Annotated in this window: 21 protein-coding genes; 12 read left to right on the forward strand and 9 right to left on the reverse strand. The window is 58.6% G+C overall.

What is annotated here, in order from left to right; translation table 11 throughout:
* The first annotated feature begins 241 nt into the window (after nt 1-241).
* Nucleotides 242-2602, forward strand: coding sequence for a DNA polymerase II (locus ACQKPC_RS10545; RefSeq protein WP_427624554.1), 2361 nt, complete (start codon nt 242-244; stop codon nt 2600-2602).
* Here the strand turns inward: ACQKPC_RS10545 and ACQKPC_RS10550 are convergent.
* From ACQKPC_RS10550 to ACQKPC_RS10560, 3 genes are all read right to left on the reverse strand, one after another.
* A complete protein-coding gene (locus tag ACQKPC_RS10550) occupies nt 2567-3037 on the reverse strand; it encodes a DUF1810 domain-containing protein (protein WP_008071147.1) in 471 nt (156 codons plus the stop codon). The genes ACQKPC_RS10545 and ACQKPC_RS10550 overlap by 36 nt on opposite strands.
* A 29-nt stretch (nt 3038-3066) precedes the next feature.
* Entirely contained in the window at nt 3067-3888 is an 822-nt protein-coding gene (locus ACQKPC_RS10555; protein WP_427624473.1) for an aldo/keto reductase, read from the reverse strand.
* Between the two features lie 130 nt (nt 3889-4018).
* Nucleotides 4019-5167: an aldose epimerase family protein gene (locus tag ACQKPC_RS10560; protein ID WP_427624475.1), complete on the reverse strand. Its 1149-nt coding sequence runs from the start codon at nt 5165-5167 to the stop codon at nt 4019-4021.
* A 250-nt stretch (nt 5168-5417) separates the two neighbouring features.
* On the opposite strand from ACQKPC_RS10560, the gene ACQKPC_RS10565 reads away from it, so the two are divergent.
* From ACQKPC_RS10565 to ACQKPC_RS10575, 3 genes are all read left to right on the forward strand, one after another.
* Nucleotides 5418-6167 (forward strand): hypothetical protein, encoded by a 750-nt coding sequence (locus tag ACQKPC_RS10565; protein ID WP_218399086.1) that lies wholly within the window; start codon nt 5418-5420, stop codon nt 6165-6167.
* A 179-nt stretch (nt 6168-6346) separates the two neighbouring features.
* Nucleotides 6347-7132 (forward strand): sulfite exporter TauE/SafE family protein, encoded by a 786-nt coding sequence (locus ACQKPC_RS10570; RefSeq protein ID WP_427624478.1) that lies wholly within the window; start codon nt 6347-6349, stop codon nt 7130-7132.
* Between the two features lie 93 nt (nt 7133-7225).
* Nucleotides 7226-8584 (forward strand): erythromycin esterase family protein, encoded by a 1359-nt coding sequence (locus tag ACQKPC_RS10575; RefSeq protein ID WP_427624480.1) that lies wholly within the window; start codon nt 7226-7228, stop codon nt 8582-8584.
* 7 nt (nt 8585-8591) lie between these two features.
* Here ACQKPC_RS10575 and ACQKPC_RS10580 read toward each other — a convergent pair whose 3' ends face one another.
* A complete protein-coding gene (locus ACQKPC_RS10580) occupies nt 8592-8960 on the reverse strand; it encodes a VOC family protein (RefSeq protein WP_427624482.1) in 369 nt (122 codons plus the stop codon).
* A gap of 179 nt (nt 8961-9139) precedes the next feature.
* On the opposite strand from ACQKPC_RS10580, the gene ACQKPC_RS10585 reads away from it, so the two are divergent.
* The 4 genes from ACQKPC_RS10585 to ACQKPC_RS10600 all read left to right on the forward strand — a co-directional run bounded on the left by ACQKPC_RS10585 (nt 9140) and on the right by ACQKPC_RS10600 (nt 11729).
* Nucleotides 9140-9673 (forward strand): DUF4174 domain-containing protein, encoded by a 534-nt coding sequence (locus ACQKPC_RS10585; RefSeq protein ID WP_192343285.1) that lies wholly within the window; start codon nt 9140-9142, stop codon nt 9671-9673.
* A gap of 205 nt (nt 9674-9878) precedes the next feature.
* Nucleotides 9879-10274: an FKBP-type peptidyl-prolyl cis-trans isomerase gene (locus ACQKPC_RS10590; RefSeq protein ID WP_427624484.1), complete on the forward strand. Its 396-nt coding sequence runs from the start codon at nt 9879-9881 to the stop codon at nt 10272-10274.
* An 800-nt stretch (nt 10275-11074) separates the two neighbouring features.
* Nucleotides 11075-11446, forward strand: a complete 372-nt coding sequence (locus ACQKPC_RS10595; protein WP_427624486.1) for a DUF6124 family protein — start codon at nt 11075-11077, stop codon at nt 11444-11446.
* A 16-nt stretch (nt 11447-11462) separates the two neighbouring features.
* Nucleotides 11463-11729: a hypothetical protein gene (locus ACQKPC_RS10600; RefSeq protein ID WP_427624487.1), complete on the forward strand. Its 267-nt coding sequence runs from the start codon at nt 11463-11465 to the stop codon at nt 11727-11729.
* A 246-nt stretch (nt 11730-11975) separates the two neighbouring features.
* Here ACQKPC_RS10600 and ampC read toward each other — a convergent pair whose 3' ends face one another.
* Complete coding sequence (gene ampC / locus ACQKPC_RS10605; RefSeq protein WP_427624488.1) at nt 11976-13130, reverse strand: class C beta-lactamase; 1155 nt, start codon at nt 13128-13130, stop codon at nt 11976-11978.
* A gap of 160 nt (nt 13131-13290) precedes the next feature.
* On the opposite strand from ampC, the gene ACQKPC_RS10610 reads away from it, so the two are divergent.
* Nucleotides 13291-14163 carry a LysR family transcriptional regulator gene (locus tag ACQKPC_RS10610; protein WP_427624490.1) on the forward strand — a complete coding sequence of 291 codons (873 nt, stop codon included), beginning with the start codon at nt 13291-13293 and terminating at the stop codon, nt 14161-14163.
* A 195-nt stretch (nt 14164-14358) separates the two neighbouring features.
* Here the strand turns inward: ACQKPC_RS10610 and gudD are convergent, their stop codons facing one another.
* The gene (gene gudD / locus ACQKPC_RS10615) at nt 14359-15702 is read right to left on the reverse strand and encodes a glucarate dehydratase (protein WP_427624492.1); all 1344 of its coding nucleotides are present in this window, start codon (nt 15700-15702) and stop codon (nt 14359-14361) included.
* Nucleotides 15703-15725: 23 nt separating this feature from the next.
* Entirely contained in the window at nt 15726-17072 is a 1347-nt protein-coding gene (locus ACQKPC_RS10620; protein ID WP_427624493.1) for an MFS transporter, read from the reverse strand.
* 367 nt (nt 17073-17439) lie between these two features.
* On the opposite strand from ACQKPC_RS10620, the gene ACQKPC_RS10625 reads away from it, so the two are divergent.
* Nucleotides 17440-18153 carry a FadR/GntR family transcriptional regulator gene (locus tag ACQKPC_RS10625; protein ID WP_427624494.1) on the forward strand — a complete coding sequence of 238 codons (714 nt, stop codon included), beginning with the start codon at nt 17440-17442 and terminating at the stop codon, nt 18151-18153.
* Between the two features lie 304 nt (nt 18154-18457).
* Here the strand turns inward: ACQKPC_RS10625 and ACQKPC_RS10630 are convergent, their stop codons facing one another.
* Nucleotides 18458-19807 carry a heavy metal sensor histidine kinase gene (locus ACQKPC_RS10630; protein WP_427624496.1) on the reverse strand — a complete coding sequence of 450 codons (1350 nt, stop codon included), beginning with the start codon at nt 19805-19807 and terminating at the stop codon, nt 18458-18460.
* A complete protein-coding gene (locus ACQKPC_RS10635) occupies nt 19807-20487 on the reverse strand; it encodes a heavy metal response regulator transcription factor (protein ID WP_427624498.1) in 681 nt (226 codons plus the stop codon). The genes ACQKPC_RS10630 and ACQKPC_RS10635 overlap by 1 nt, the downstream gene beginning before the upstream one ends.
* A gap of 153 nt (nt 20488-20640) precedes the next feature.
* Between ACQKPC_RS10635 and ACQKPC_RS10640 the strand changes: the two genes are divergently transcribed.
* On the forward strand, nt 20641-21177 hold the full coding sequence (locus ACQKPC_RS10640; protein ID WP_427624500.1) for a cupredoxin domain-containing protein: 537 nt from the start codon (nt 20641-20643) through the stop codon (nt 21175-21177).
* Nucleotides 21178-21238: 61 nt separating this feature from the next.
* Entirely contained in the window at nt 21239-22069 is an 831-nt protein-coding gene (gene queF, locus ACQKPC_RS10645; RefSeq protein WP_427624501.1) for an NADPH-dependent 7-cyano-7-deazaguanine reductase QueF, read from the forward strand.
* Nucleotides 22070-22156 lie beyond the last annotated feature (87 nt).

Here is a 22156-nt window from a genome sequence, read left to right on the forward strand (position 1 = left end):
TGTAAAAGTCCGCCCCTGATGCCGGTAAGTTGAGGCGCAGAACCTGTGGGAGCGAGCCTGCTCGCGATGACGGCGGTACATCCGGCATCAATGTAGGCTGACACGACGCTATCGCGAGCAGGCTCGCTCCCACAGGTTCTGCGGTGTTCAGTCCTTAACTGACAGGTATCAGGCCTTGCCCCAATGCCAGGTCGATCACGCGTAGAATTACCCCTTGAATCAGATCGTTGAGGTTGCAGTGGTGGATTTACAGCAGGGCTTCGTCCTGACCCGGCATTGGCGCGATACCCCGGCCGGCACGGAAGTCGAGTTCTGGCTGGCGACCGATGCCGGTCCCCGGCGTGTCCGCCTGCCGCATCAACCGTCGGTAGCGTTCATTCCGGCAGCCCAGCGTGAGCAAGCCGAAGGGCTGCTGCACGGCGAAAAAAATGTCGAGCTGAAGCCCTTGGCCCTTCTGGACTTCGAACACCGTCCGGTGCTCGGCCTGTATTGCCAGCAGCACGGTCAGTTGATGCGCCTGGAAACCGCGCTGCGCAGATCAAGCGTCGATGTATTCGAAGCCGATATCCGCCCGCCGGAACGCTACATGATGGAGCGTTTCATCACCGCTCCCGTTTTGTTCGGCGGCACGCCCAGCGCGGAAGGTCTGCTGCTCGACGCGCAAATGAAACCCGACCCCGGCTACCGACCGAACCTCAGGCTGGTCTCACTGGACATCGAAACCACCGCTCAGGGCGAGTTGTATTCCATTGCCCTGGAAGGCTGCGGCGAGCGGCAGGTGTACATGCTCGGGCCGCCCAATGGCGATGACAGTGGGGTGGATTTCCAGCTCGAATACTGCGATTCGCGAACCCTGCTGCTGAAAAAACTCAATGAATGGTTCGCCCGGCACGACCCCGACGCGATCATCGGCTGGAACGTCGTGCAGTTTGATCTGCGCGTACTGCACGAACATGCTCGGCGCTTGGCGGTACCGCTGAAGCTGGGGCGTGGCGGTGAAGAAATGCAGTGGCGCGAACACGGCAGTGGCAACCATTACTTCGCTTCGGCTGCCGGCCGATTGATCATCGATGGCATCGAATCGCTGCGTTCGGCGACCTGGAGCTTCCCCTCGTTCAGCCTGGAAAACGTCGCACAAACCCTGCTGGGCGAGGGCAAGTCAATCGACAATCCGTACCAGCGCATGGACGAAATCAATCGCATGTTCGCCGAGGACAAACCGGCCCTGGCGAAGTACAACCTCAAGGACTGCGAACTGGTGACGCGGATCTTCGCCAAGACCGAATTGCTGACCTTCCTGCTCGAGCGCGCCAGCGTCACCGGTTTGCCGGTGGACCGCAGCGGTGGCTCGGTGGCGGCTTTCACTCACCTGTACATGCCGTTGATGCACCGTCAGGGCTTCGTCGCGCCGAACCTTGGCGGCAAACCACCGGAGGCCAGCCCCGGCGGTTTTGTCATGGACTCGCAACCCGGGCTGTACGAATCGGTACTGGTGCTCGACTACAAAAGCCTCTATCCGTCGATCATCCGCACCTTCCTGATCGACCCGGTGGGCTTGATCGAAGGGCTCAAGCATCCCGACGACAGCGAGTCGGTGCCGGGCTTTCGCGGTGCACGTTTTTCAAGAACCCGGCATTGCCTGCCGGCCATTGTCGCCCGGGTCGCCGAAGGTCGCGAAACCGCCAAGCGCGAACACAACGCGCCGTTGTCCCAGGCGCTGAAGATCATCATGAATGCGTTCTATGGTGTGCTGGGTTCCAGCGGTTGCCGCTTCTTCGATACACGGCTGGCCTCGTCCATCACCTTGCGCGGGCACGAGATCATGTTGCGCACCCGCCAGTTGATCGAAGCCCAAGGCCACGCGGTGATCTACGGCGACACCGACTCCACCTTCGTCTGGTTGCGCCGCGCCCACGGTCAGGCAGAAGCCGCGCAGATCGGCCATGCGCTGGTGGATCACGTCAACCAGTGGTGGCGCGAGCATGTGAAACAGCAATACGGGCTGGAAAGTGCCCTGGAGCTGCAGTTCGAAACCCACTACAAGCGCTTTCTGATGCCGACCATTCGCGGCGCCGAGGAGGGCAGCAAGAAGCGCTATGCCGGATTGGTCACCCGCGCCGACGGCACCGATGAAATGGTCTACAAGGGCCTGGAAACCGTGCGCACCGACTGGTCGCCGCTGGCCCGGCAATTCCAGCAGGAGTTGTACCTGCGCATCTTCAATCGCAAACCCTATCAGGACTATGTGCGTGACTATGTGCGCAAGACATTGGCCGGTGAGTTCGACGAGCGCCTGATCTATCGCAAACGCCTGCGCCGTACCCTCGACGACTATCAACGTAACGTGCCGCCCCACGTGCGGGCCGCGCGAATCGCCGACGACTACAACGACCAGCAGGGACGCCCGCGGCAATATCAGAATGGCGGCTGGATCAGTTATGTCATCACCGTCGCCGGCCCCGAGCCGCTGGAAATCCGCAGCGCACCCATCGATTACGACCATTACGTCACTCGGCAGCTGCAACCGGTGGCGGATGCGATCCTGCCGTTCGTGGATGACGATTTCTCAACGCTGATTGGGGGGCAGCTGGGCCTGTTTTGAGTCCAGCAGCGACAACGTCCAGTCATCCGGTATGCCGTGAAAATACTGATCCAGCGCCTGATGGAACAGGCTGCCTTTTGGCGAAACCTGGGCGAACAGTGTCATCGATGAGTGAAATTTGAGGTTGTCGGGATGGCCGAAAATCTTGGCGATCGAGCTTTGAGGAATGTCCAGAACCAGTTGCGTGCACATACGCAAGCGTGGCCCCAGTAACGGATGCTTCAGGTACGCCGTGGCTTCTTCACTGGAGCGAATGGCGAAGTAACGGGACATCTCGCTGTCGCCCAATCCGGAAAACTGCGGAAAGATAAACCACATCCAGTGCCGGCGCTTCTGGCCGGCGCGCAGCTCTTCCTGCACCCACTCGAACACAGGGTCTTGCGCCTGAACGAAGCGTGGCAAATTGAAAGCGTCGAGCTGATCGGTACTTCTCATGCCGATGCCCTCTGACAAACCGCGATGGCTCAGACCATGGCCAACCGCTGCTTACGTTGTGGCGCGCGAAACGCTTGGTCCAGCGCCTCCAGATCCCCGACTTCAAGCCGCAACTGCGCCGCTTGTGCATTGAGCTGCACATGCTCGGGGCGGACCGCTTTGGGGATGGCGATCACGCCGTTCTGACGCAGAATCCATGCCAGCGCTACCTGCGCCGGTGTCGCCTCGTGACGGGCGGCAATCTGCTTGAGCGTCGAGTTGGCCAGCATGTGCCCGCCCTGGCCGATCGGACAATAGGCCATCACCGGCATCCTGTGATGTTGGCTCCAGGGGAGCAGATCGAAATCGATGCCGCGTTCTTCCAGGTTATACAGCACCTGATTGGTGGCACAGGCCGGGGAGGCCAGTTCTTCCAGGTCATCCAGGTCGAAGTTGGACACGCCCCAACGGCCGATCTTGCCATCTTCGCGCAGGCGTTCGAAGGCTTCGACGGTTTCCGCAAGGGGATAGTCGCCGCGCCAGTGCAACAGGTAGAGATCGATGTAATCGGTATTCAACCGCCGCAGGCTGCGCTCGCAGGCCTGGGGGATGCCTTTGCGGCTGGCGTTGAAGGGATAGACCTTGCTGACCAGAAAAACCTGGTCGCGCCTGCCTGCGATGGCTTCACCCACCACCTCTTCAGCGCCTCCTTCTGCGTACATTTCAGCGGTGTCGATCAGGGTCATGCCTAACTCGATGCCCAAACGCAACGCTGCAACTTCCTTTGTGTGTCGGGAGCGTTCCTCTCCCATGCGCCAGGTTCCTTGGCCGATGACCGGCACTTGGCTGCCGGCCAGCTCAAGAGTACGCATGCATCCTCCTTTCGAAAGTCCGATCGATACTTCAGTTGGCAGCAAAATAGCCCGGTGGTTCCGTGGACATCTCGAAAGATCGCAGCCTCTGCAGGAGCTGCCGAAGGCTGCGATCTTTTGATCTTCTGACCTACAGGGTAGAAAACTTGTACACCGTAGTCTGGCTATAGCGCTTGCCCGGATCCAGCCGTGTGGACGGGAAGTTCGGCTGGTTCGGCGAATCCGGATAATGCTGAGTCTCCAGAGTAAACGCCCCCCAATGCGGATAAACCTTGCCAGCTTTGCCCTTGACCGTGCCATCGAGGAAGTTGCTGGTATAGAACTGCACACCCGGTTCAGTAGTGTAGAGCTGCAAGCGGCGCCCGGATTGCGGATCGCTGACATCGGCGGCGAGTTTGCCCAGATCACCCTTGGCGTCCAATACCCAATTGAAATCGAAACCGCCTTGTTTCGGTTCGGCGAACTTCAGTTGCGGGTGATCAGCCTTGATGTGTTGACCGATGGCGGTCGGTTGGGTGAAGTCCATGGGTGTGCCGGCGACCGGGGCCAGCTCACCGGTAGGGATCAGTTTGCCGGTGACCGGCGTGTAACGGGCTGCATGCAAAGTCGCAAGCTGCTTCAGTACGTCGCCGTTGCCCGCGCCGGCCAGGTTGAAATAACTGTGGTTGGTCAGGTTCAGCACGGTGGGTTGGTCGGTGCTGGCCTTGTACTCGATGCGCAGCTCATTGTTCTCGGTGAGGCTGTAGGTGACTTCGGTTTTCAGGTTGCCCGGGAAACCCATTTCACCGCCCGCCGACAGATACGTCAGGGTCACGCCCACCGAATCCTTGCCTTTGCTCGGTTCGGCTTTCCACACCCGTTTATCAAAACCCTGCGCCCCGCCGTGCAGTGAATTGCTGCCGTCGTTGAGTGGCACTTGATAGCGCTTGCCGTCCAGCTCGAAGGCACCGTTGGCCAGGCGATTGCCGAAGCGGCCGATGGTCGCGCCGAAGTACGCAGTGCCGCTTTGATAACCCTGTACGTCGTCGAAGCCCAGCACCACATCGTCGAGCTTGCCGTTTTTGTCCGGCACTTTCAGCGACTGCAGAATCCCGCCGTAGGTAATGACCGTGGCTTGCAGACCATGGCTGTTGCGCAAGATGTATTGCTCGACGGGCGTGCCATCATTGGTTTTGCCGAAGGCTTTCTGTTCGCTGGACAAGCCAGCGGCGTGAGCGGGGAGGGTGGCGATCATCAGGGACAGTCCGAGGCCGGAGAGCAGGTATCGAGATTGAAGCATGGTTGACCTTCCTTTTTGTTGTTTTGTGAGAAGTAGTCATACTAATAATCGAGTTTTAACGCGATCAAGGAAGGATTTATAGCTTATCTATGCGGTGTTGCAATAATAAAGTATGACTAATAAGGATCCGCTTTCACAGTGATCCGCGTTTACGGACCACCGGCACTGCACTTTTTCGGCTTTCGCGGTTCTATCCTTGGCCAGCCCGCGGCGATCCCCACCGCCGGCCCATGCCCAAGTTCAAGAACCCATGGCTCGAGTTTTACCCCGCTTTACCCCGCACATTCGCCGTTATTGCTGGCTGTTGACAGGCCTGTCGATGCTCTTCGCCAGTGGCTGCAGCCATCAGCCGGGCAACGATATCGTCAGCCAGTTTCGCAACGGCCAACCCCAGGAATTCCTCCAGACCAGCGTCGACCGTATGGCGACCCTGACGATGCGTGACAACCTCGAAAGCCTCTACCTGCTGATGAACAAGCTCTACCTGCGCAACCCGCAGGAGCTGAAGAAATCCGGCTTCCTCGATGTCGGCACCGCGGAAAAACAAGTGCGCATGGCCATCGAACAGCAACAGCCGCTACCCACTCTCGGTGGCAAAAAAGACCTCGCCGCGCTGAGCTACGCCATGAGCCCGGAATTTCTCGGCGACCGGGTCGGTGCCTTTATCTATGCCATCGGCAGCATGCTGGTCACCGCTCATGGCAATCGGCTGGAGTTCTACATGACGGATGCGATCAACCCGACCTTCGTCAGCAATGCCGCGCGCAACATCGAGAAGGCCACCTGGATCTTGAGTCAGCGGCAAAACAAGCAAGGCGAGCCCTTGCTGTTTTCCAACGAAATCTCGGAGGAGGGCAGCAACCTGAGCTTTGCCGTGGAGTTCGGCAAAATCGTCGCACGGCTGGATCTGCTGACCCAGATGCTCGACGAACGCTACCGGCGGATCGGCCTTAACTATGCCCAGAGTTTGCTGTTCCTGAATTTTTTGCCGGTGCAGTAATTCGAGTAGTGAACCCAATCCCTGTGGGAGCCAGCTCCCACAAGGGATTGTGTTGAGGGGGAGATCGTTGTTCCAATCAATAAATAGATATAAATATAGATCGCATCGATATAAGTGGTTATAAGAAAAATCGCTATGCTGCGGGCCAGATTTTTCCTGCGGTCGATGTGGACGGATTAATGGATTTTGTTAACTTCGGGTTGGTCGTTGCCGGGCTGGTGGTCGGTTTTATCGTCGGCATGACTGGCGTGGGCGGCGGGTCGCTGATGACACCGATCCTGCTGTGGTTCGGGATCAACCCGGCTACGGCGGTGGGCACGGACTTGCTGTACGCGGCCATTACCAAATCCAGTGGTGTGCTGGTTCATCGCAAGAACAAGAACATCGACTGGGCGATCACTGGTTGGCTGACCCTCGGCAGTGTGCCGGCAGTAGCGCTGACGCTGTGGTTTTTGAGCAGTTTGCAGACCTCGCCCGACGCGATGAACGCCGTTATCAAACAAGCCCTGGGCTTCGTATTGTTCGCCACGGCGCTGGCGATTTTCTTCAAGAAACGCTTGCTCGATTTCGCCCACAAACGGGCGGGCGGCCACTACAACCCTAGCGGCTCGCGGTTGAATGTGCTGACCGTTATCACCGGATTGGTCCTTGGCACCATGGTGGCCCTGACCTCCATCGGCGCTGGCGCCCTGGGCACCGTCGCGCTGTTCATCCTGTATCCGCTGCTGCCTACTCGCCGCCTGGTCGGCACCGAAATCGCTCACGCCGTGCCCCTGACCCTGGTCGCCGGCCTGGGCCATGCGAGCATGGGCAATATGGATTGGCACGTTTTGGGCTACTTGCTGGTCGGTTCGCTGCCGGGGATTTACCTGGGCAGCCATTTGACCGGGCGGATCTCCGACGAACTGTTGCGTCCATGCCTGGCCACGATGCTAGTGCTGATCGGCTACAAGCTGGCGTTCTGATCCGGCACCGTATAGATCCCTGAATTTAGCGGAATCATGCCCTCACTGGCGTAGTCAAAATTATGACCACGTTCAGATGAGGTCATGACGTCCATGAACAGCCCCGTAAACGATCTTCTACGACGGTTCCGCCGCCCCCGCGGCGAGCCACCCGGCAACGCGGCCGAGGTGCTACGCCGTCATGCCGAGCCGTTGCCTGCACTCGACTCACCTGAATTCGGCAAACTCTTCGACCGCTTTGGCGATGCCAGCGTGGTGCTGATCGGCGAAGCCAGCCACGGCACCCAAGACTTCTACCAGACCCGAGCGGCGATCACCCGCCGCCTGATCGAGCAGCATGGCTTCGGCATCGTCGCGGTCGAGGCCGACTGGCCCGATGCCGGCCAGATCGATCGATGTGTCCGCGACCTGGGCCGCTCTGCCTGGAAAAAACAGGCCTTCGCCCGATTCCCCACCTGGATGTGGCGCAACACCGCTGTGCAGACTTTCACCCGCTGGCTGCACCACCATAATCGCGGCTTGGCGCTTGAGCAGCGGGTGGAATTTCGGGGGCTGGATGTTTACAGCATGCGTCATTCCATCGACGAAGTGCTGGGCTATCTCGATAAGACCGACCCGCAACTGGCGAAAGAGGCCCGTCATCGCTACAGCTGCCTGACGCCGTGGCATGACGACCCGGCGCTGTACGGTCATTTCGCTGAGCGGGGCAACATGGCCACGTGCGAGGACGCAGTGGTCGAGCAATTGAATGTGTTGCTGGGCGAACGGCTTGACCCGATGGTCGCCGACGACGAGGCGTTTTTCAGCGCCACCCAGAACGCCCGCGTGGTGCGGGCCGCCGAACAGTATTACCGCGCCATGTATCGCGGCTCGACCGCCTCGTGGAACCTGCGTGACCTGCACATGTTCGACACCTTGCAAACTCTGATGGAGCATCGCGGGGCAGGCGCCAAAGCGGTGGTGTGGGCGCATAACTCACACATCGGCAACGCCGCCGCCACGCAAATGGGCTGGGAGGGGCAGTTCAACATCGGCCAGTTGTGCCGCACGGCCTACGGTTCACAAGCGGTGCTGATCGGCATGGGCACCGACCATGGCACCGTCGCCGCCGCCGACGACTGGGACGAGCCGATGCAGGTCAAACAGGTGAACCCGGCATTGGCCGACAGCTGGGAACAACTGTTTCTCCAGGCCGGAGTTCCCGCAGCGCTGCTCGACTGGCGGACGTCACCGAGCGAGGAATTGCTGGACGTACTGGCCGGGCCATTACTTGAGCGCGCCATCGGCGTCATCTATCGACCCAGGACCGAGCGCCAGAGCCATTACTTTCAGGCCGTACTGGCAGAGCAGTTCGACGCTTTTGTCTGGATCGAAAAAACCCATGCGGTCTCGCCATTGCCGGCGCCTGAATTCATGGAGCACGAGGAAGACACCTTTCCGTTCGGTATATGACGGATCTCTATTCCCGGGTAAAAATCTCCAGCAGATGCCCGTCCGGGTCATCGAAATACACCCGCCGGCCACCGCCGTAATCATTGATCTCGTTCGGCCGTTGCTTGCCAGGATCGGCCCACCAGGGCTGCCTGCACGCTTGCAGGCGAGCGAAGGCCGCATCGAAGTCTTCGTCGCCAATCAGAAACGCATAGTGTTGGGACGCGATCGGCGGGTCGTTGTTGTAGAAATCCAGCGACACACCATTATCGAATTTGACCACCAGCATCGGTCCGAACGGCTCGGCATCGGGCAGGCCGAGGAGGTCGGTCAGGTAGCGGGCCGACACCTGTTTGTCACGGCACCAGACGATGGTGTGGTTCAGCTGAGCGCTCATGGAAAAATCCTCACGGCGAATCAGGTGGTGCGAGTCGTGCTATGAGATTAGCTCAGGCTGTTGCGCAATGACTGCCCTGACCTAAGCTTGGGGCAAGGTGAACACAAACACGTTGCCTCACCCGGAACGTTCGCCGCGATGCGCAATCATTAGAGCGTGGATATCAAAAGGAGATGCGCATGCTCATCAGGTCTTTGACCCTGGCTACTCTGCTGGCTTTCGTCGGCCCCTTGTTCGCCGCCGATGACGATTCCCCTCTGGTTAAAGACGTGGGCAGGGCCCGTCCCCTGATCGTCATCGCGCCCAGTTCGGTTGATCCCACCTGGGTCAGCCTGAAAAAATCGCTGGATGAACCCGCCAGCCGCAAGGGCTTCACCGAGCGAAACATGGTGCTGTACACCGTGATCAATACGATGGGGCAACGCGACGGCAAAGACCTCGACCCGCAAACGACAATGGCGTTGATCCGTTCGCTCAAGTTGGGCGCCGGGGCGAAGAGCAAAATCATCCTGGTCGGCAAGGACGGCGAAAAGAAGCTTGAAAAGGATGTGGTCGAGCTGAAAGAGATTTTCAGCACCATCGACGCGCTGCCAGCCGCCGAAAAGGAAGCGACAGTACCGGTGCCAGCGCCGGTGGCTGAGGTTGCACCGGCCAAAGGCGCAAAGGGCAAACCGGCGAAGCCCGCCAAACCGCCTGAAATGCCGGATGATTGAATTTCCTCCATGGGGGTGAAAATCCCTGTGGCGAGGGGGCTTGCCCCCGTTGGCCTGCGAAGCAGGTCGCACACCACAGAGTGATCATCGACCAAAATGCCAAGTGATCAGATCGAGAGCGATCAATTCCTCATTGGATAAATAACCAAACGTGCTAGAAAACTATCATTTATGACAGTTGGAATCAGTGTGGGTTTGACCAAACATGGGCGTCATGACGCGCGGTACTGATTGCGTCAAAACTGATCTGCATTCTTGCTTTCGAGGCGAAAAAATGGGCGTAACACTAGAAACGTTAGAACCAGGAGACGGAACAACATTTCCCAAAGGGGGACAGATTGTCTCCGTCCACTACACCGGCACACTTGTGAATGGTGAAAAGTTTGATTCAAGTCATGATCGTGGTGAGCCGTTTAAATTCAAAATTGGCGTGGGCCAAGTAATCAAGGGTTGGGATGAAGGGGTTGCACAGATGAGCGTGGGGCAGAAGAGCAAACTGACTATCTCGCCAGATTTTGGCTATGGCACTCGAGGCGCGGGCGAGGTCATCCCACCGAATGCAACGCTCATATTTGATGTGGAACTAATAAGCATCGAATAACGCTATGCCCAGGAAAGGCTCAGGCGATCCGGCGACCTCATGTCGGTAGCCACTTTGATTTTCACTGCTCAACAAAAAACTGTGGCGAGGGGGCTTGCCCCCGTTCGGCTGCGCAGCAGTCGTAAACCCGGCATCTGAGGTCTATCTGATGCAACGCGTTGATTGGTTTTGGGGCCGCTTCGCAGCCCAACGGGGGCAAGCCCCCTCGCCACAGGGTTTGGCGCAGGTTTAAGTGCCGTAACGAAAATGGGCGACCTCAAGAGGTAGCCCATTTTGTTTGCCTTCAGATATCCGTAGCAGCTGCCGAGCCCGCGAGGCTGCGTTCGGCCGCGAAGCGGTCGTAATACTTGCCACTGCGCTCTTTCAGGCAAACCGCATCCGCCGGATTACGACTGCTGCGCAGCCGAACGCAGCCTCGCGGGCTCGGCAGCTGCTACGGAATCGGAGCGTCCTAGGACGTTATGTATGGGCCTTCGTTTGCTTCGGACATTTCCTGCAAGACGTGGTGCACTCCATGAACTATCGCTCGGCCGGCTGCCCGGATAACCTTCTTCTGCCGCTGCAAAATCAGTGGTCGGATGTGGAAGTCCGGTGGTCAGAGACACTTACCAACGCTCGTAAAGCGCATGGCGACATTTTTTATGTCAACATTGCCGCGTTATGGCGGCTGTGCGCGGGGCACTTTCGAGTGCGCCGGGTTTTGGTAGGTTCCCCCTGGTCTTCCACACCTGCGTACAGCTGTCACCCTCATGTGGAAGTGAGATTGGCAGTTTTCCTAAATTGTTAATGGAGCTTTACATATGAAGAAAGTTACTCCCAATCCCCCCGAATCCCCATCCGACCCCCTTGATCCCGTTCCACTATCTGAAATCACCGAGCCCGCCGTCAGCGCTCGCTTACGTAACCCCAACCACGCTGACCCTATCAGCCATATCTTCACCATCGTCCCCGGCGTCCATACAGAAACCCTGCTAAGCCACGCCTGTGAAACCCTCGCATCCCTGAATGTGCTGATTACCGACCTGGCCTGCAAGCTGGAAAGCTCCAACCGCAACGTGGCGCTGTCGATTCAGCAGTTGGCGGTAGTCGCGCAATTGCTGGTGAACCGCGCACTGGACAACATCGATTCGCTCGAAGGCACGCCTGCTGTTCAGCCAAGCACTCAACATTGATCAGGGAGGTTCAGTTATGGCTCGATACATGCCGATTACGGGCATCGAATGCACAATTGCATCGTTGCTGATTGATACCGAGGCGCCTGTGGACGTGTTGCATGACACAGCGGCCTATCGCATCAGAAGCGTGACTCAGTTGCTGGAAACCCTTTCCATCGGCGAGGGGAACAGCCGCGATGCATTGCTGTTGCAGGACTTCGCGCGGGTGCTGGCGATTCCAATGCGCGACGGTTGTGATTTGATGGATGTGATCGGACGACGATTGCGGGCGCAGGTTTAAGTGCAGTAAAGAAAAATGGGCGACCTTAAGAGGTCGCCCATTTTATTTGCCAACGCCAAACCCTGTGGCGAGGGGGCTTGTCGGAATGCCGCATCACCCCGTTCGGCTGCGCAGCAGTCGTAAATCCGGCATCAGAGGTCTATTTGATACAACGCGGTGGCTGGTTTGGGGCCGCTGCGCAGCCCAACGGGGGCAAGCCCCCTCGCCACAGGTGCGCGGTTGCCCAGCCGTGATGGATTGTCGGGATTATTCCGCCAGGGCACTCAATATTTTGTGGGCGATTTTGATTCGCTCGGGGTTTGGGTAGTTTTTGTTGGCCAGGATCACGATGCCAATGTCCTTCGCCGGGATAAAAGCTACATAGGCGCCAAAGCCGCCGGTTGAGCCGGTTTTGTTGATCAGGACATGATCGTGTTGCAGTTGAGGCGGGTTCAGCGGTTGGACTGCATGAGCCTCAAACGCCGTCTGCGACGAGTTGCCCGCCAGCAATGTATCGAGCGTTACCGGATAGTTGTAGAACTCCCACCCCAACCCTTGAGTCATCTCGCCAACGGTGTAGTAGCCGGTATGTGTGGTGGCGATGGCTTGCTGCAAGGGCTTTTCCAGCGAAGCCGGATTCATGTTCGCTTCAACATAGCGAAGCAGGTCCGAGGCACTGGTTTTCACGCCATACGCTTCGGAATCCAATGCGCCCGGGCCGACCCGCACAGGCTTGTCGTCCTTGTTGTAACCCTGGGCGTAAAGCGCCATCTGATCCTGCGGCACCTTGAGGTAGCTATGCTTGAGGCCGAGTTTCGGCAGCAAGGTTTTTTCCATCAGCTTATCGAACGGCGCCCCCATGCTTTGCGCCGCCAGATAGCCGAACAACCCAAGGCTGGGGTTTGAATACAGGCGATGAGTGCCGGCGGCGTAGGCCGGTTTCCACTGCTTGAAATAGCCGAGCATTTTGTTCTGATGGTCTGCATCGCTGGGGAATTGCAGGGGCAAGCCACCGGCGGTGTAGGTGCCGAGTTGCAGCACGTTGATGTTGTCGAACGCGCTGCCACGTAATGTCGGTAGAACCTTACTGGCGTTGTCCGAGAGGGCCAGTTTGCCTGTCGCCTGGGCATAGGCGGCGAGGGTGGCGGTGAAGGTTTTGCTCACCGAACCGATCTCGAACAGGGTGTCTTCGGTAACGGCTTTGCCGTTTTCTTTCGAGGCCACGCCGTAGTTAAAGTAATGCGGTTGGCCGTTGACTGTAATCGCGACCGCGACACCGGGGATCTGCTGTTGCTGCATCACCGGTTCAACGGCGGCCTTGACGATCGCTTCGATGCGGTCGTCAGCAAAGCTGTGACTGACGCCTAGCAGAAGTGCGAAAGCGCTGTAAGACGCGAGTTCTCTCTGATTTTTTATACGCATGATTGAGTCATTTTCCATGAGTTTCTGTTGTGTTAACCGCTACACTCCGAGCGGTTTTTCAAGCCGGTCCGTTGCTGGGCGAGCCAAATCTATGCAGTTTGGCGAAGACCGACAAACGACGATATTTCGGATGAGCCATTAGAAAATTTTTGGAGTGGGCATGATTCGTCCTCATCTACCGCTGAATGCGCTACGCGCTTTCGAGGCGTCGGCGCGCCATTTGAGTTTCACCCGGGCGGCGGTGGAGTTGTGTGTCACGCAGGCGGCGGTGAGCCATCAGGTCAAAAGCCTTGAAGCCCAGCTTAACGTGACTTTGTTCAAACGCCTGCCCCGAGGCCTGATGCTGACCAACGAAGGTGAAACCCTGCTGCCGGTGTTGCGCGACTCTTTCGACCGGATCGCCGAAACCCTTGAGCGTTTCGAGGGCGGGCATTTTCGCGAGGTGTTGACAGTGGGGGCGGTGGGGACGTTTGCGGTCGGTTGGCTGTTACCGCGGCTGGCGGATTTTCAGACGAAACATCCGTTTATCGATTTGCGTCTGTCGACCAACAATAACCGGGTGGACGTGGCCGCTGAAGGGCTGGATTACGCCATTCGCTTTGGCGCAGGGGCGTGGCATGGGATCGAAGCGGTACGGCTGATCGAGGCGCCGCTGTCGGTGCTCTGCGTTCCCGAGATTGCGCGGCAATTGCACACACCGGCCGATCTGTTGCAGCAAACGCTGTTGCGTTCCTATCGCACGGATGAGTGGCCGGAGTGGTTTCAGGCGACCGGTCTCTCGGCCCATGCCGCACCGCCCCGGAGCATCGTCTTCGATTCCTCGCTGGCGATGATGGAAGCGGCGTTGCAAGGGGCGGGCGTAGCATTGGCGCCGCCCTTGATGTTCTCTCGACAACTGGCGGCGGGCGTAATCGAGCAACCATTTGCCATCGGGATCACCACGGGCAGCTACTGGCTGACCCGCTTGCAGTCGCGCCCTGAAACGTCGGCGATGGCCGCGTTCAAGGACTGGCTGCTGCAAGCTTCGCTTTAATACAAAAACCTGTGGGAGCGAGCTTATGTGGCGAGGGGGCTTGCCCCCGTTGGAGTGCGCAGCACTCCCAATACCATCACCGGGTTTCGTCTTAAAGAACCGATTGGCCATTTTTGCGACTGCTTCGCAATCGAACGGGGGCAAGCCCCCTCGCCACACAGGCTCTCCCACAGGGATTGAGGTGTTTTCAGAGGGTTACCGCACCAGACACGGCCGCTTGTTATCGAATTTCCACCCCGGAATCAGAAACTGCATCGCCACGCTGTCATCCCGAGCGCCCAGCCCCATGCCTCTGTACAGCTCATGGGCCTTGGCCAGTTGATCCATGTCCAGCTCAACCCCCAGGCCAGGTTTTTTCGGCACCTGCACACAGCCGTCGACGATTTGCAGCGGGGCTTTGGTCAGGCTCTGACCGTCCTGCCAGATCCAGTGGGTGTCGATGGCGGTGATTTCACCCGGCGCGGCGGCTGCGACGTGGGTGAACATGGCCAGGGAAATATCGAAGTGGTTGTTGGAATGCGAGCCCCAGGTCAGGCCCCATTCGTGGCACATTTGCGCGACTCGAACCGAGCCTTGCATAGTCCAGAAGTGCGGGTCTGCCAAAGGAATATCTACTGACTGCAACTGGATCGCATGGCCCATTTCCCGCCAGTCGGTGGCGATCATGTTGGTCGCGGTTTTCAGGCCCGTGGCACGACGGAATTCGGCCATGACTTCCCGGCCCGAGTAACCGTTTTCCGCACCGCATGGGTCTTCGGCGTAAGCGAGAACGTGATGCTGATCCCGGCACAGGCGGATCGCTTCTTTGAGCGACCAGGCGCCATTCGGATCAAGGGTGATGCGCGCATCGGGAAAACGTTCGGCGAGGGCTGTGACCGCTTCGATTTCCTCGTCGCCACTCAACACGCCGCCCTTGAGTTTGAAGTCCTTGAAGCCATAACGGGCGTGGGCAGCTTCGGCCAGGCGCACCACGGCGCCGGCGCTCATGGCTTTTTCGTGACGCACACGGAACCAGTCGTTGTCGGCGTCCGGTTCGCTGCGGTAGGCCAGATCGGTTTCATTGCGATCACCGACATAAAACAGGTAACCGAGCATCTTCACTTCGTCGCGCTGCTGGCCTTCGCCGAGCAGGGCCGCGACCGGTACGTCCAAATGCTGGCCGAGCAAGTCGAGCAGGGCGGCTTCAAGGCCAGTGACCGCGTGAATGGTGATGCGCAGGTCGAAGGTCTGCAGGCCGCGACCACCGGCATCGCGATCGGCAAAGGTCTGGCGCACTTGATTGAGGATCTTCTGGTAAGTGCCGATCGGGCTGCCGACCACCAGTGCGCGCGCATCTTCCAGCGTCTGACGAATACGCTCGCCACCCGGCACTTCGCCGACGCCAGTGTGACCGGCGTTGTCCTTGAGGATCACGATATTGCGGGTGAAAAACGGGCCGTGCGCGCCGCTCAGGTTGAGCAGCATGCCATCGTGGCCGGCCACCGGCACAACCTGCATGCTGGTGATGATCGGGGCTTTTGCGGCTTCTTGTGGGTTCATTTTCTTGTCCTTAAAACCAATGTTCAGGCGTGATTAGGTGCTGGTTTGCTCAGGGCAACCACAGGTGCGGTTTTCGGTTTGTTGCGCGCGGCGAAAACGATGATCGCGGCAATGATCGAGGTGGCGGCCAGGCCGTACAGCCCGCCCTGAATCGACCCGGTGTGTTGTTCCAGCAGACCGAAGGTGGTCGGCGCAACGAAGCCACCGAGGTTGCCCACCGAGTTGATCAGTGCGATCACGCCTGCAGCAATCCGAGCATCCAGGTACGCCTGGGGAATTGGCCAGAACAGCGACGATGCCGATTTGAAACCCAGCGCGGCGAAGCAAATGGCGACGAAGGCGAAGATCGGCCCTCCCGTGGTGGACATGAACATCCCGGCGGCAGCGATCAGCAGCGCAGCGGCGACCCAGGCTTGCTGGTGTTTCCATTTGGCCGACAACGTGGCGAAGGCGTACATGCCGACGATTGACAGCAACCATGGAATCGAGTTGAACAACCCGACCTGGATGTCGCTCAGGTCGCCCATCTTCTTGATGATGCTCGGCAGCCAGAAGGTCGCGGCGTAGATGGTCAACTGGATGAAGAAGTAGATCAGGCAAAACAGGATGATCTGACGATCCTTGAGCAGTGTGCCCAGCGACGGTTTGATCGGCGTCGCGGCTTCGCGGGCCAGTTGTTCGTCATCGATGGCTTTGACCAGTGCGTCCTGCTCAGGAAGGGTCAGCCATTTGGCGTCGTGGGGCTTGGAGTCCAGCCAGAACCAGACGAACACGCACAGCCCGACCGAGAACATCCCTTCAATGAAGTACATCCACTGCCAGCCGTGCATGCCCAAACCACTGATTTGCAGCAGCAGCCCGGACAGCGGGCCGGAGATCAGCGACGCTATGGCTGAGCCGCTGAGGAAGATCGCAATCGCCTTGCCGCGTTCGACGCCAGGCAACCAGCGGGTGAAGTAATAAATCACCCCGGGGAAGAAACCGGCTTCGGCGACACCGAGCAAAAACCGCAGAATGTAGAAGTGGGTTTCGTTCTGGATGAACGCCATGCAGGCGGCCACCAGGCCCCAGGTCAGCATGATGCGGGTCAGCCAGATTCGTGCGCCGACTTTTTGCAGGAGGATGTTGGAGGGGACTTCGAACAGCGCGTAACCAATGAAGAACAGACCGGCACCGAAGCCGTAGGCGGCAGCGCCAATGCCCAGGTCATGCTCCATGTGCGCGCGGACGAAGCCAATGTTCACGCGGTCGATGTAGTTGACGATGAACATGATCACGAACAGCGGCAGAACGTGGCGTTTCACTTTCGAGATGGCGGACTTCAGGACCGAATCGGCGCCCTCGGTCATCCCGGATATGGATGTATTCACTGCTTTTTCTCCCACTCGTTATTTTTATGCGGGGTGTGGCTGGATGCTGCGTTGTTGATAGACATCATACAACTAGGCTTTTTTGTCCTACAAGTACCGTCACTCAACAAAATGGTGCTAGGCGGAAGGGTTTTTATTCGTTTTACGGGTTTGTATGGCGTATTTGTTGGGTTGTTCACGGATGTGTTCAGCCGATAATTTTCCCTTTGTCGCGGCGGAGCGCTTGGGTGCGATGGTGTAAATCGTCTTTTGTGCAGTAAATATTGAGTGTTGTCATACAAGTTGAGCGGCGTTTTATTGAGATTCCCGTCATCGAAAAGCGCACACGGTGATACGATCCGGATACCCGCTTTACGGATAAATCACCATGCAAGAAGACATCGACGCACCTGCCCGCAAGCGTGCCCATAACCTGGCCCATGATCTGGTGAGCAAACTGACCCAGAGCATCCTGCTCGGCCAGATGGTGCCGGGGGACAAGCTGCCGTCGGAAAACTCGATTGTTCAGGAGCATGGCGTCAGTCGCACGGTGGTGCGCGAAGCGATCTCGAAGTTGCAGGCTTCGGGGCTGGTGGAAACCCGTCACGGCATCGGCACTTTTGTTCTAGAGCGCGCACCGGATCAGGGGCTGCGTCTGAATGTCGATACGGCGCTGGGCGTGCGCAGTATTTTGGAGTTGCGCATGGGCCTGGAAACCCAGGCTGCGGCGCTGGCAGCGGTGCGTCGCACAGACAGGCAGTTGGCGCAGATGCGTGAAGCGCTGGATGACTATCAAAGCCTGTTGGCCAACAACGACAGTTGCGTCGAGGCGGACAAACGCTTTCATCTGCTGATCGCCGAAGCCACCGGCAACGTCTGCTTCACCGAGATCATGCAGCACCTGGGCAGCGCCATGATCCCCCGGACCCGCGTCAATGCCGCCGAGCGCGGGTCGGCGGATTTGAGCAAGCTGGGGCAACTCGCCAACCTCGAACACGAGGCGATTCTCAACGCCATCAGACGGCAGGATCCGGATGCGGCGCGGGCGGCAATGTGGTTACACCTGACTAACAGCCGCGACCGCTTTTCGGCTGATCGGTAGCCGCCGTTGGTCTCCTCGATAGCACCCCTTTTGCAGATTGTCCGACGACAGGCGATAAACGAAACCCGGCCAATGAGCCTGATGCCGGTAAGTTAAGAGATTTGAGCGACGAAAATCCTGTGGGAGCGTGGCTTGCCCGCGAAGAATGCACCGCGGTTTTTCAGGTACTACGCGTCATCGTTCTTCGCGGGCAAGCCAGCTCCCACAGGTTCTGCGCCTTAACTGACTGGCATTGGCCAATGGGCCGGATTTTTTTGTGGGTACAGGTTTATTACGTCATCGTTCTTCGCGGGCACTATTGGCCTCAATCCCCCTTCGGCAACTCAATCACAAACCGCGTCCATCCCTTATCCGATTCGCAACGAATCTGCCCGCCATGGGCGCGGATGATTGACTGGGTGATGGCCAATCCCAACCCCGCATGCTCACTGCTGCCTTCACGGCGCGCCGGGTCTGCCCGGTAGAAGCGGTCAAACAAGCGCGGCAACAAGTCTTCAGAAATCACTTCCCCGCTGTTTTCAACCGTCAGGCTCAAGCCTGTCGGCTGTTCGATAATCTTCACCCGAACCTCGCCACCGCCCGGGGTAAACCGCAGTGCATTGTCCAGCAGATTGGACAGCGCCCGACGCAACATGCTGCGGTCGCCCTGCATGCGCGCGCTGCCGTCACGACTCAATTTCACCTGAGCGTCCTCGGCCAGCGGCGCAAAAAACTCCAGCAGCACATCGGCTTCTTCCGCCAGTTCCAGCGGTTCGCGCTTGGGCATCAGCAAGCCATGGTCAGCCTTGGCCAGGTACAACATGTCGTTGACCAGTTGCGCCATCCATTGCAGTTCTTCGAGATTGCTGTGCAGTGCCTCGCGGTAATCCTCGATGGGGCGAGGGCGGGTGAGGGTGACCTGGGTGTGGGTCAGCAGGTTCGACAGCGGTGTGCGCAGTTCATGGGCGATGTCGGCGGAAAACGCCGAGAGCCGCTGAAAAGAGTCGTCAAGGCGTCCGAGCATGGCGTTGAAACTGTGGGCCATTTCCGCGAGTTCTGGCGGCATGTCTGCTTCCGGCAGGCGTGCGTTGAGCGATTGCGCCGAAACACCGCTGGCGACCGCACTCATGCGCCGCAGCGGGCGCAAGCCACTGCGCGCCGCCCAGGCACCGAGCAGGGCGGTGGCCAGCGCCGACAAACCGACCGTCAGCCAAATCAGGTGCTGCATGCGTTGCAGAAAGTGTTGGTGATGGGTGATGTCCAGTAGCAGGGTCAGTTGTGGTGAATCGGGTTTATCGAGGAACAGCGGTGCATTCAGGACGCGGTAGTCAGTACCGTCATCACTCACCGTCGATAGGCCCAACTGGCGCGGCAAGTCTTTGGGTAAGCGGGCTGAGCTGTCGTACAAGCGTTGGCCATCGCTGCCGATGATGCGCAGCGAAAGATCGGCTTGTCGGCTCAATTCATCGGCCAGTTTGGTCTCGCTTTCGCTGGACGGAATGTCATCCAGAGCCCGGCGCAAGCCAATCAGTTTGCCGTCGAGCAACTGCTGGTCCAGTTCGACAAAATGCGCCTCGCTCGCGCGGCTGAATAACACCCCGGCGAACAACGACACCACCGCGGTGCAGGCCGCAAACAGCAGCGCCAGGCGATTGCTTAGTGAAAGTCGGCGCATCAGGCAGGGCGCTCTTCAAGGACGTAGCCCATGCCGCGCACGGTGTGGATCAATTTATTCGGGAAGTCGTCGTCGATCTTCAGGCGCAAACGGCGGATCGCCACTTCGATAACATTGGTGTCGCTGTCGAAATTCATGTCCCACACCTGGGAAGCGATCAGCGACTTGGGCAGAACTTCACCCTGACGTCGCAGGAGCATTTCCAGCAGGGCGAATTCCTTGGCGGTCAGGTCGATGCGCTGACCGTTGCGTTCGACCCGGCGACGAATCAGGTCCAGGCGCAAGTCGGCCAGTTGCAGGCTGGTTTCCTGAGGCAGGGTGCTGCCGCGGCGCAGCAGGCTGCGAACCCGCGCCAGCAGTTCGGAGAAGGCGAACGGTTTGACCAGATAGTCGTCGGCACCCAGTTCCAGGCCGTGAACCCTGTCCTCCACAGCGTCTCGCGCTGTAAGAAACAGTACCGGTGTGTCGAGACCCGCGGCGCGCACAGCTTGCAAAATCTGCCAGCCATCGCGACCAGGCAGCATCACATCGAGGATCAACAAGGCGTAATCGCCGCTCAACGCCAGTTGCTGGCCGGTGTTGCCATCGGCCACCAATTCGGTGGTGAAACCGGCCTCGGTCAGGCCCTGGCGCAGGTAATGGCCAGTTTTCGGTTGGTCTTCGACAATCAGCAGTTTCATGGGCGACTCGGGCAGTTGGAACGGTTGCGTTATACCGTGGGCGGCGGCGATACAGGCCAACCTGACAAAGTTGTAATCTGCCTGTCAGGTGGCTGCCAGAGCCCGCGGGTTAAGTTTCCCACAAGCTGAACCTCATCTTGTTGGAGTGCGACTATGTTTTTGCAAAATCGTCTGGTACTGACCGCTTGCTTGCTGACTCTGAGCTTGGGACTGGAAGCTTCACCGGCGCATTCCTACGACTTCGGTCAACCGGCGGTAGCGACCAAGGCTACCCGTAGCGTTGAAGTGGTGATGGGCGATATGTCCTTCACTTCCAAGGCGATTGATATCAAGGCCGGAGAAACCGTGCGTTTTGTAGTGGTGAATAAAGGCCAGTTACTGCACGAATTCAACCTCGGCGACGCGGCGATGCATGCCAGGCATCAGCAGGAAATGCTCCAGATGCAGCAAAGCGGCATGCTGATGCCTACAGGCATGAAGGTTATGGATCACGGCTCCATGGCCACAATGGACCATTCCTCCAAAGGGCATGGGATGAAACACGATGACCCGAACAGTGTGCTGGTGGAACCAGGCAAAACCGCCGAGCTGACCTGGACTTTCACCAAGGCCACCAACCTGGAATTTGCCTGCAATATCCCCGGCCACTATCAGGCCGGTATGGTCGGCAAACTGACAGTCAGTCAGTAAGCACTCAAAGGCGGGAGCAAAGGCTGGTAGAATCCGCTGATTCTTCAGTCAGGTTTCCGCCATGCATCCCGCAGCCGAACATTCGCCGCTGGGCAAGTCCAGCGAATACATCGCCACCTACACGCCGTCCCTGCTGTTCCCGATCCCGCGTACCGCGAAATGGGCGGAGCTGGGCCTGACGGCTGAAACCCTGCCGTACAAGGGCGTGGACTTCTGGAACTGCTTCGAGCTGTCGTGGCTGTTGCCGTCCGGCAAGCCCGTAGTGGCGATTGGCGAGTTCAGCATTCCGGCGGATTCGCCGAACATCATCGAATCGAAGTCGTTCAAGCTGTACCTCAACTCGCTGAACCAAACAGCGTTTGCCGATACCGCAAGCCTTGAAGCGACGCTGGCAAAAGACCTTTCGGCCGCTGCCGGCAAACCGGTGGGCGTGCGGATTCGCAGCCTGAAAGATGTTGAGGCGGAAGGCGTCGTGGCGTTGCCGGGTGTGTGTATCGATGACCTGGATATCAGCGTCAGCAACTACGAGCATCCGCGTCCGGAACTGCTGCGGTGCAATGAGTCGCTCATTATTGAAGAGTGCGTACACAGCCATTTGCTCAAATCCAACTGCCCGGTTACCAGTCAGCCAGATTGGGGCAGCGTAGCGGTGGAGTATCGCGGCGCGGCGCTGGACCATGCGAGTTTGCTGGAGTACATCGTGAGCTTCCGTCAGCACTCGGACTTCCATGAGCAGTGTGTGGAGCGGATTTTTCTCGACCTGCAACGGTTGCTGAAGCCGGAGAAACTGACGGTGTATGCACGGTATGTGCGTCGTGGCGGGTTGGACATCAACCCGTATCGCAGCACCGAAGACGTGCAACTGCCGAACCATCGGCTGGTCCGTCAATGAAGAACCAATGTGGGAGCGAGCCTGCTCGCGATGAGGGCGGCACATCCAACATTAATGTTGGCTGATACTCCGCCATCGCGAGCAGGC

Origin of the sequence: Pseudomonas sp. NPDC089918 (genome assembly GCF_050280605.1) — a bacterium.
GTDB lineage: Bacteria > Pseudomonadota > Gammaproteobacteria > Pseudomonadales > Pseudomonadaceae > Aquipseudomonas.

Coding starts and splice junctions, on each gene's coding strand:
- queF (WP_427624501.1), top strand. CDS start 21,239: ATGCATCCCGCAGCCGAACATTCGCCGCTGGGCAAGTCCAGCGAATAC.
- ACQKPC_RS10575 (WP_427624480.1), top strand. CDS start 7,226: ATGAACAGCCCCGTAAACGATCTTCTACGACGGTTCCGCCGCCCCCGC.
- ACQKPC_RS10595 (WP_427624486.1), top strand. CDS start 11,075: ATGAAGAAAGTTACTCCCAATCCCCCCGAATCCCCATCCGACCCCCTT.
- ACQKPC_RS10565 (WP_218399086.1), top strand. CDS start 5,418: ATGGCTCGAGTTTTACCCCGCTTTACCCCGCACATTCGCCGTTATTGC.
- ACQKPC_RS10630 (WP_427624496.1), bottom strand. CDS start 19,807: ATGCGCCGACTTTCACTAAGCAATCGCCTGGCGCTGCTGTTTGCGGCC.
- ACQKPC_RS10570 (WP_427624478.1), top strand. CDS start 6,347: ATGGATTTTGTTAACTTCGGGTTGGTCGTTGCCGGGCTGGTGGTCGGT.
- ACQKPC_RS10640 (WP_427624500.1), top strand. CDS start 20,641: ATGTTTTTGCAAAATCGTCTGGTACTGACCGCTTGCTTGCTGACTCTG.
- ACQKPC_RS10560 (WP_427624475.1), bottom strand. CDS start 5,167: ATGCTTCAATCTCGATACCTGCTCTCCGGCCTCGGACTGTCCCTGATG.
- gudD (WP_427624492.1), bottom strand. CDS start 15,702: ATGAACCCACAAGAAGCCGCAAAAGCCCCGATCATCACCAGCATGCAG.
- ACQKPC_RS10600 (WP_427624487.1), top strand. CDS start 11,463: ATGGCTCGATACATGCCGATTACGGGCATCGAATGCACAATTGCATCG.
- ACQKPC_RS10550 (WP_008071147.1), bottom strand. CDS start 3,037: ATGAGAAGTACCGATCAGCTCGACGCTTTCAATTTGCCACGCTTCGTT.
- ampC (WP_427624488.1), bottom strand. CDS start 13,130: ATGCGTATAAAAAATCAGAGAGAACTCGCGTCTTACAGCGCTTTCGCA.
- ACQKPC_RS10625 (WP_427624494.1), top strand. CDS start 17,440: ATGCAAGAAGACATCGACGCACCTGCCCGCAAGCGTGCCCATAACCTG.
- ACQKPC_RS10590 (WP_427624484.1), top strand. CDS start 9,879: ATGGGCGTCATGACGCGCGGTACTGATTGCGTCAAAACTGATCTGCAT.
- ACQKPC_RS10555 (WP_427624473.1), bottom strand. CDS start 3,888: ATGCGTACTCTTGAGCTGGCCGGCAGCCAAGTGCCGGTCATCGGCCAA.
- ACQKPC_RS10635 (WP_427624498.1), bottom strand. CDS start 20,487: ATGAAACTGCTGATTGTCGAAGACCAACCGAAAACTGGCCATTACCTG.
- ACQKPC_RS10580 (WP_427624482.1), bottom strand. CDS start 8,960: ATGAGCGCTCAGCTGAACCACACCATCGTCTGGTGCCGTGACAAACAG.
- ACQKPC_RS10585 (WP_192343285.1), top strand. CDS start 9,140: ATGCTCATCAGGTCTTTGACCCTGGCTACTCTGCTGGCTTTCGTCGGC.
- ACQKPC_RS10610 (WP_427624490.1), top strand. CDS start 13,291: ATGATTCGTCCTCATCTACCGCTGAATGCGCTACGCGCTTTCGAGGCG.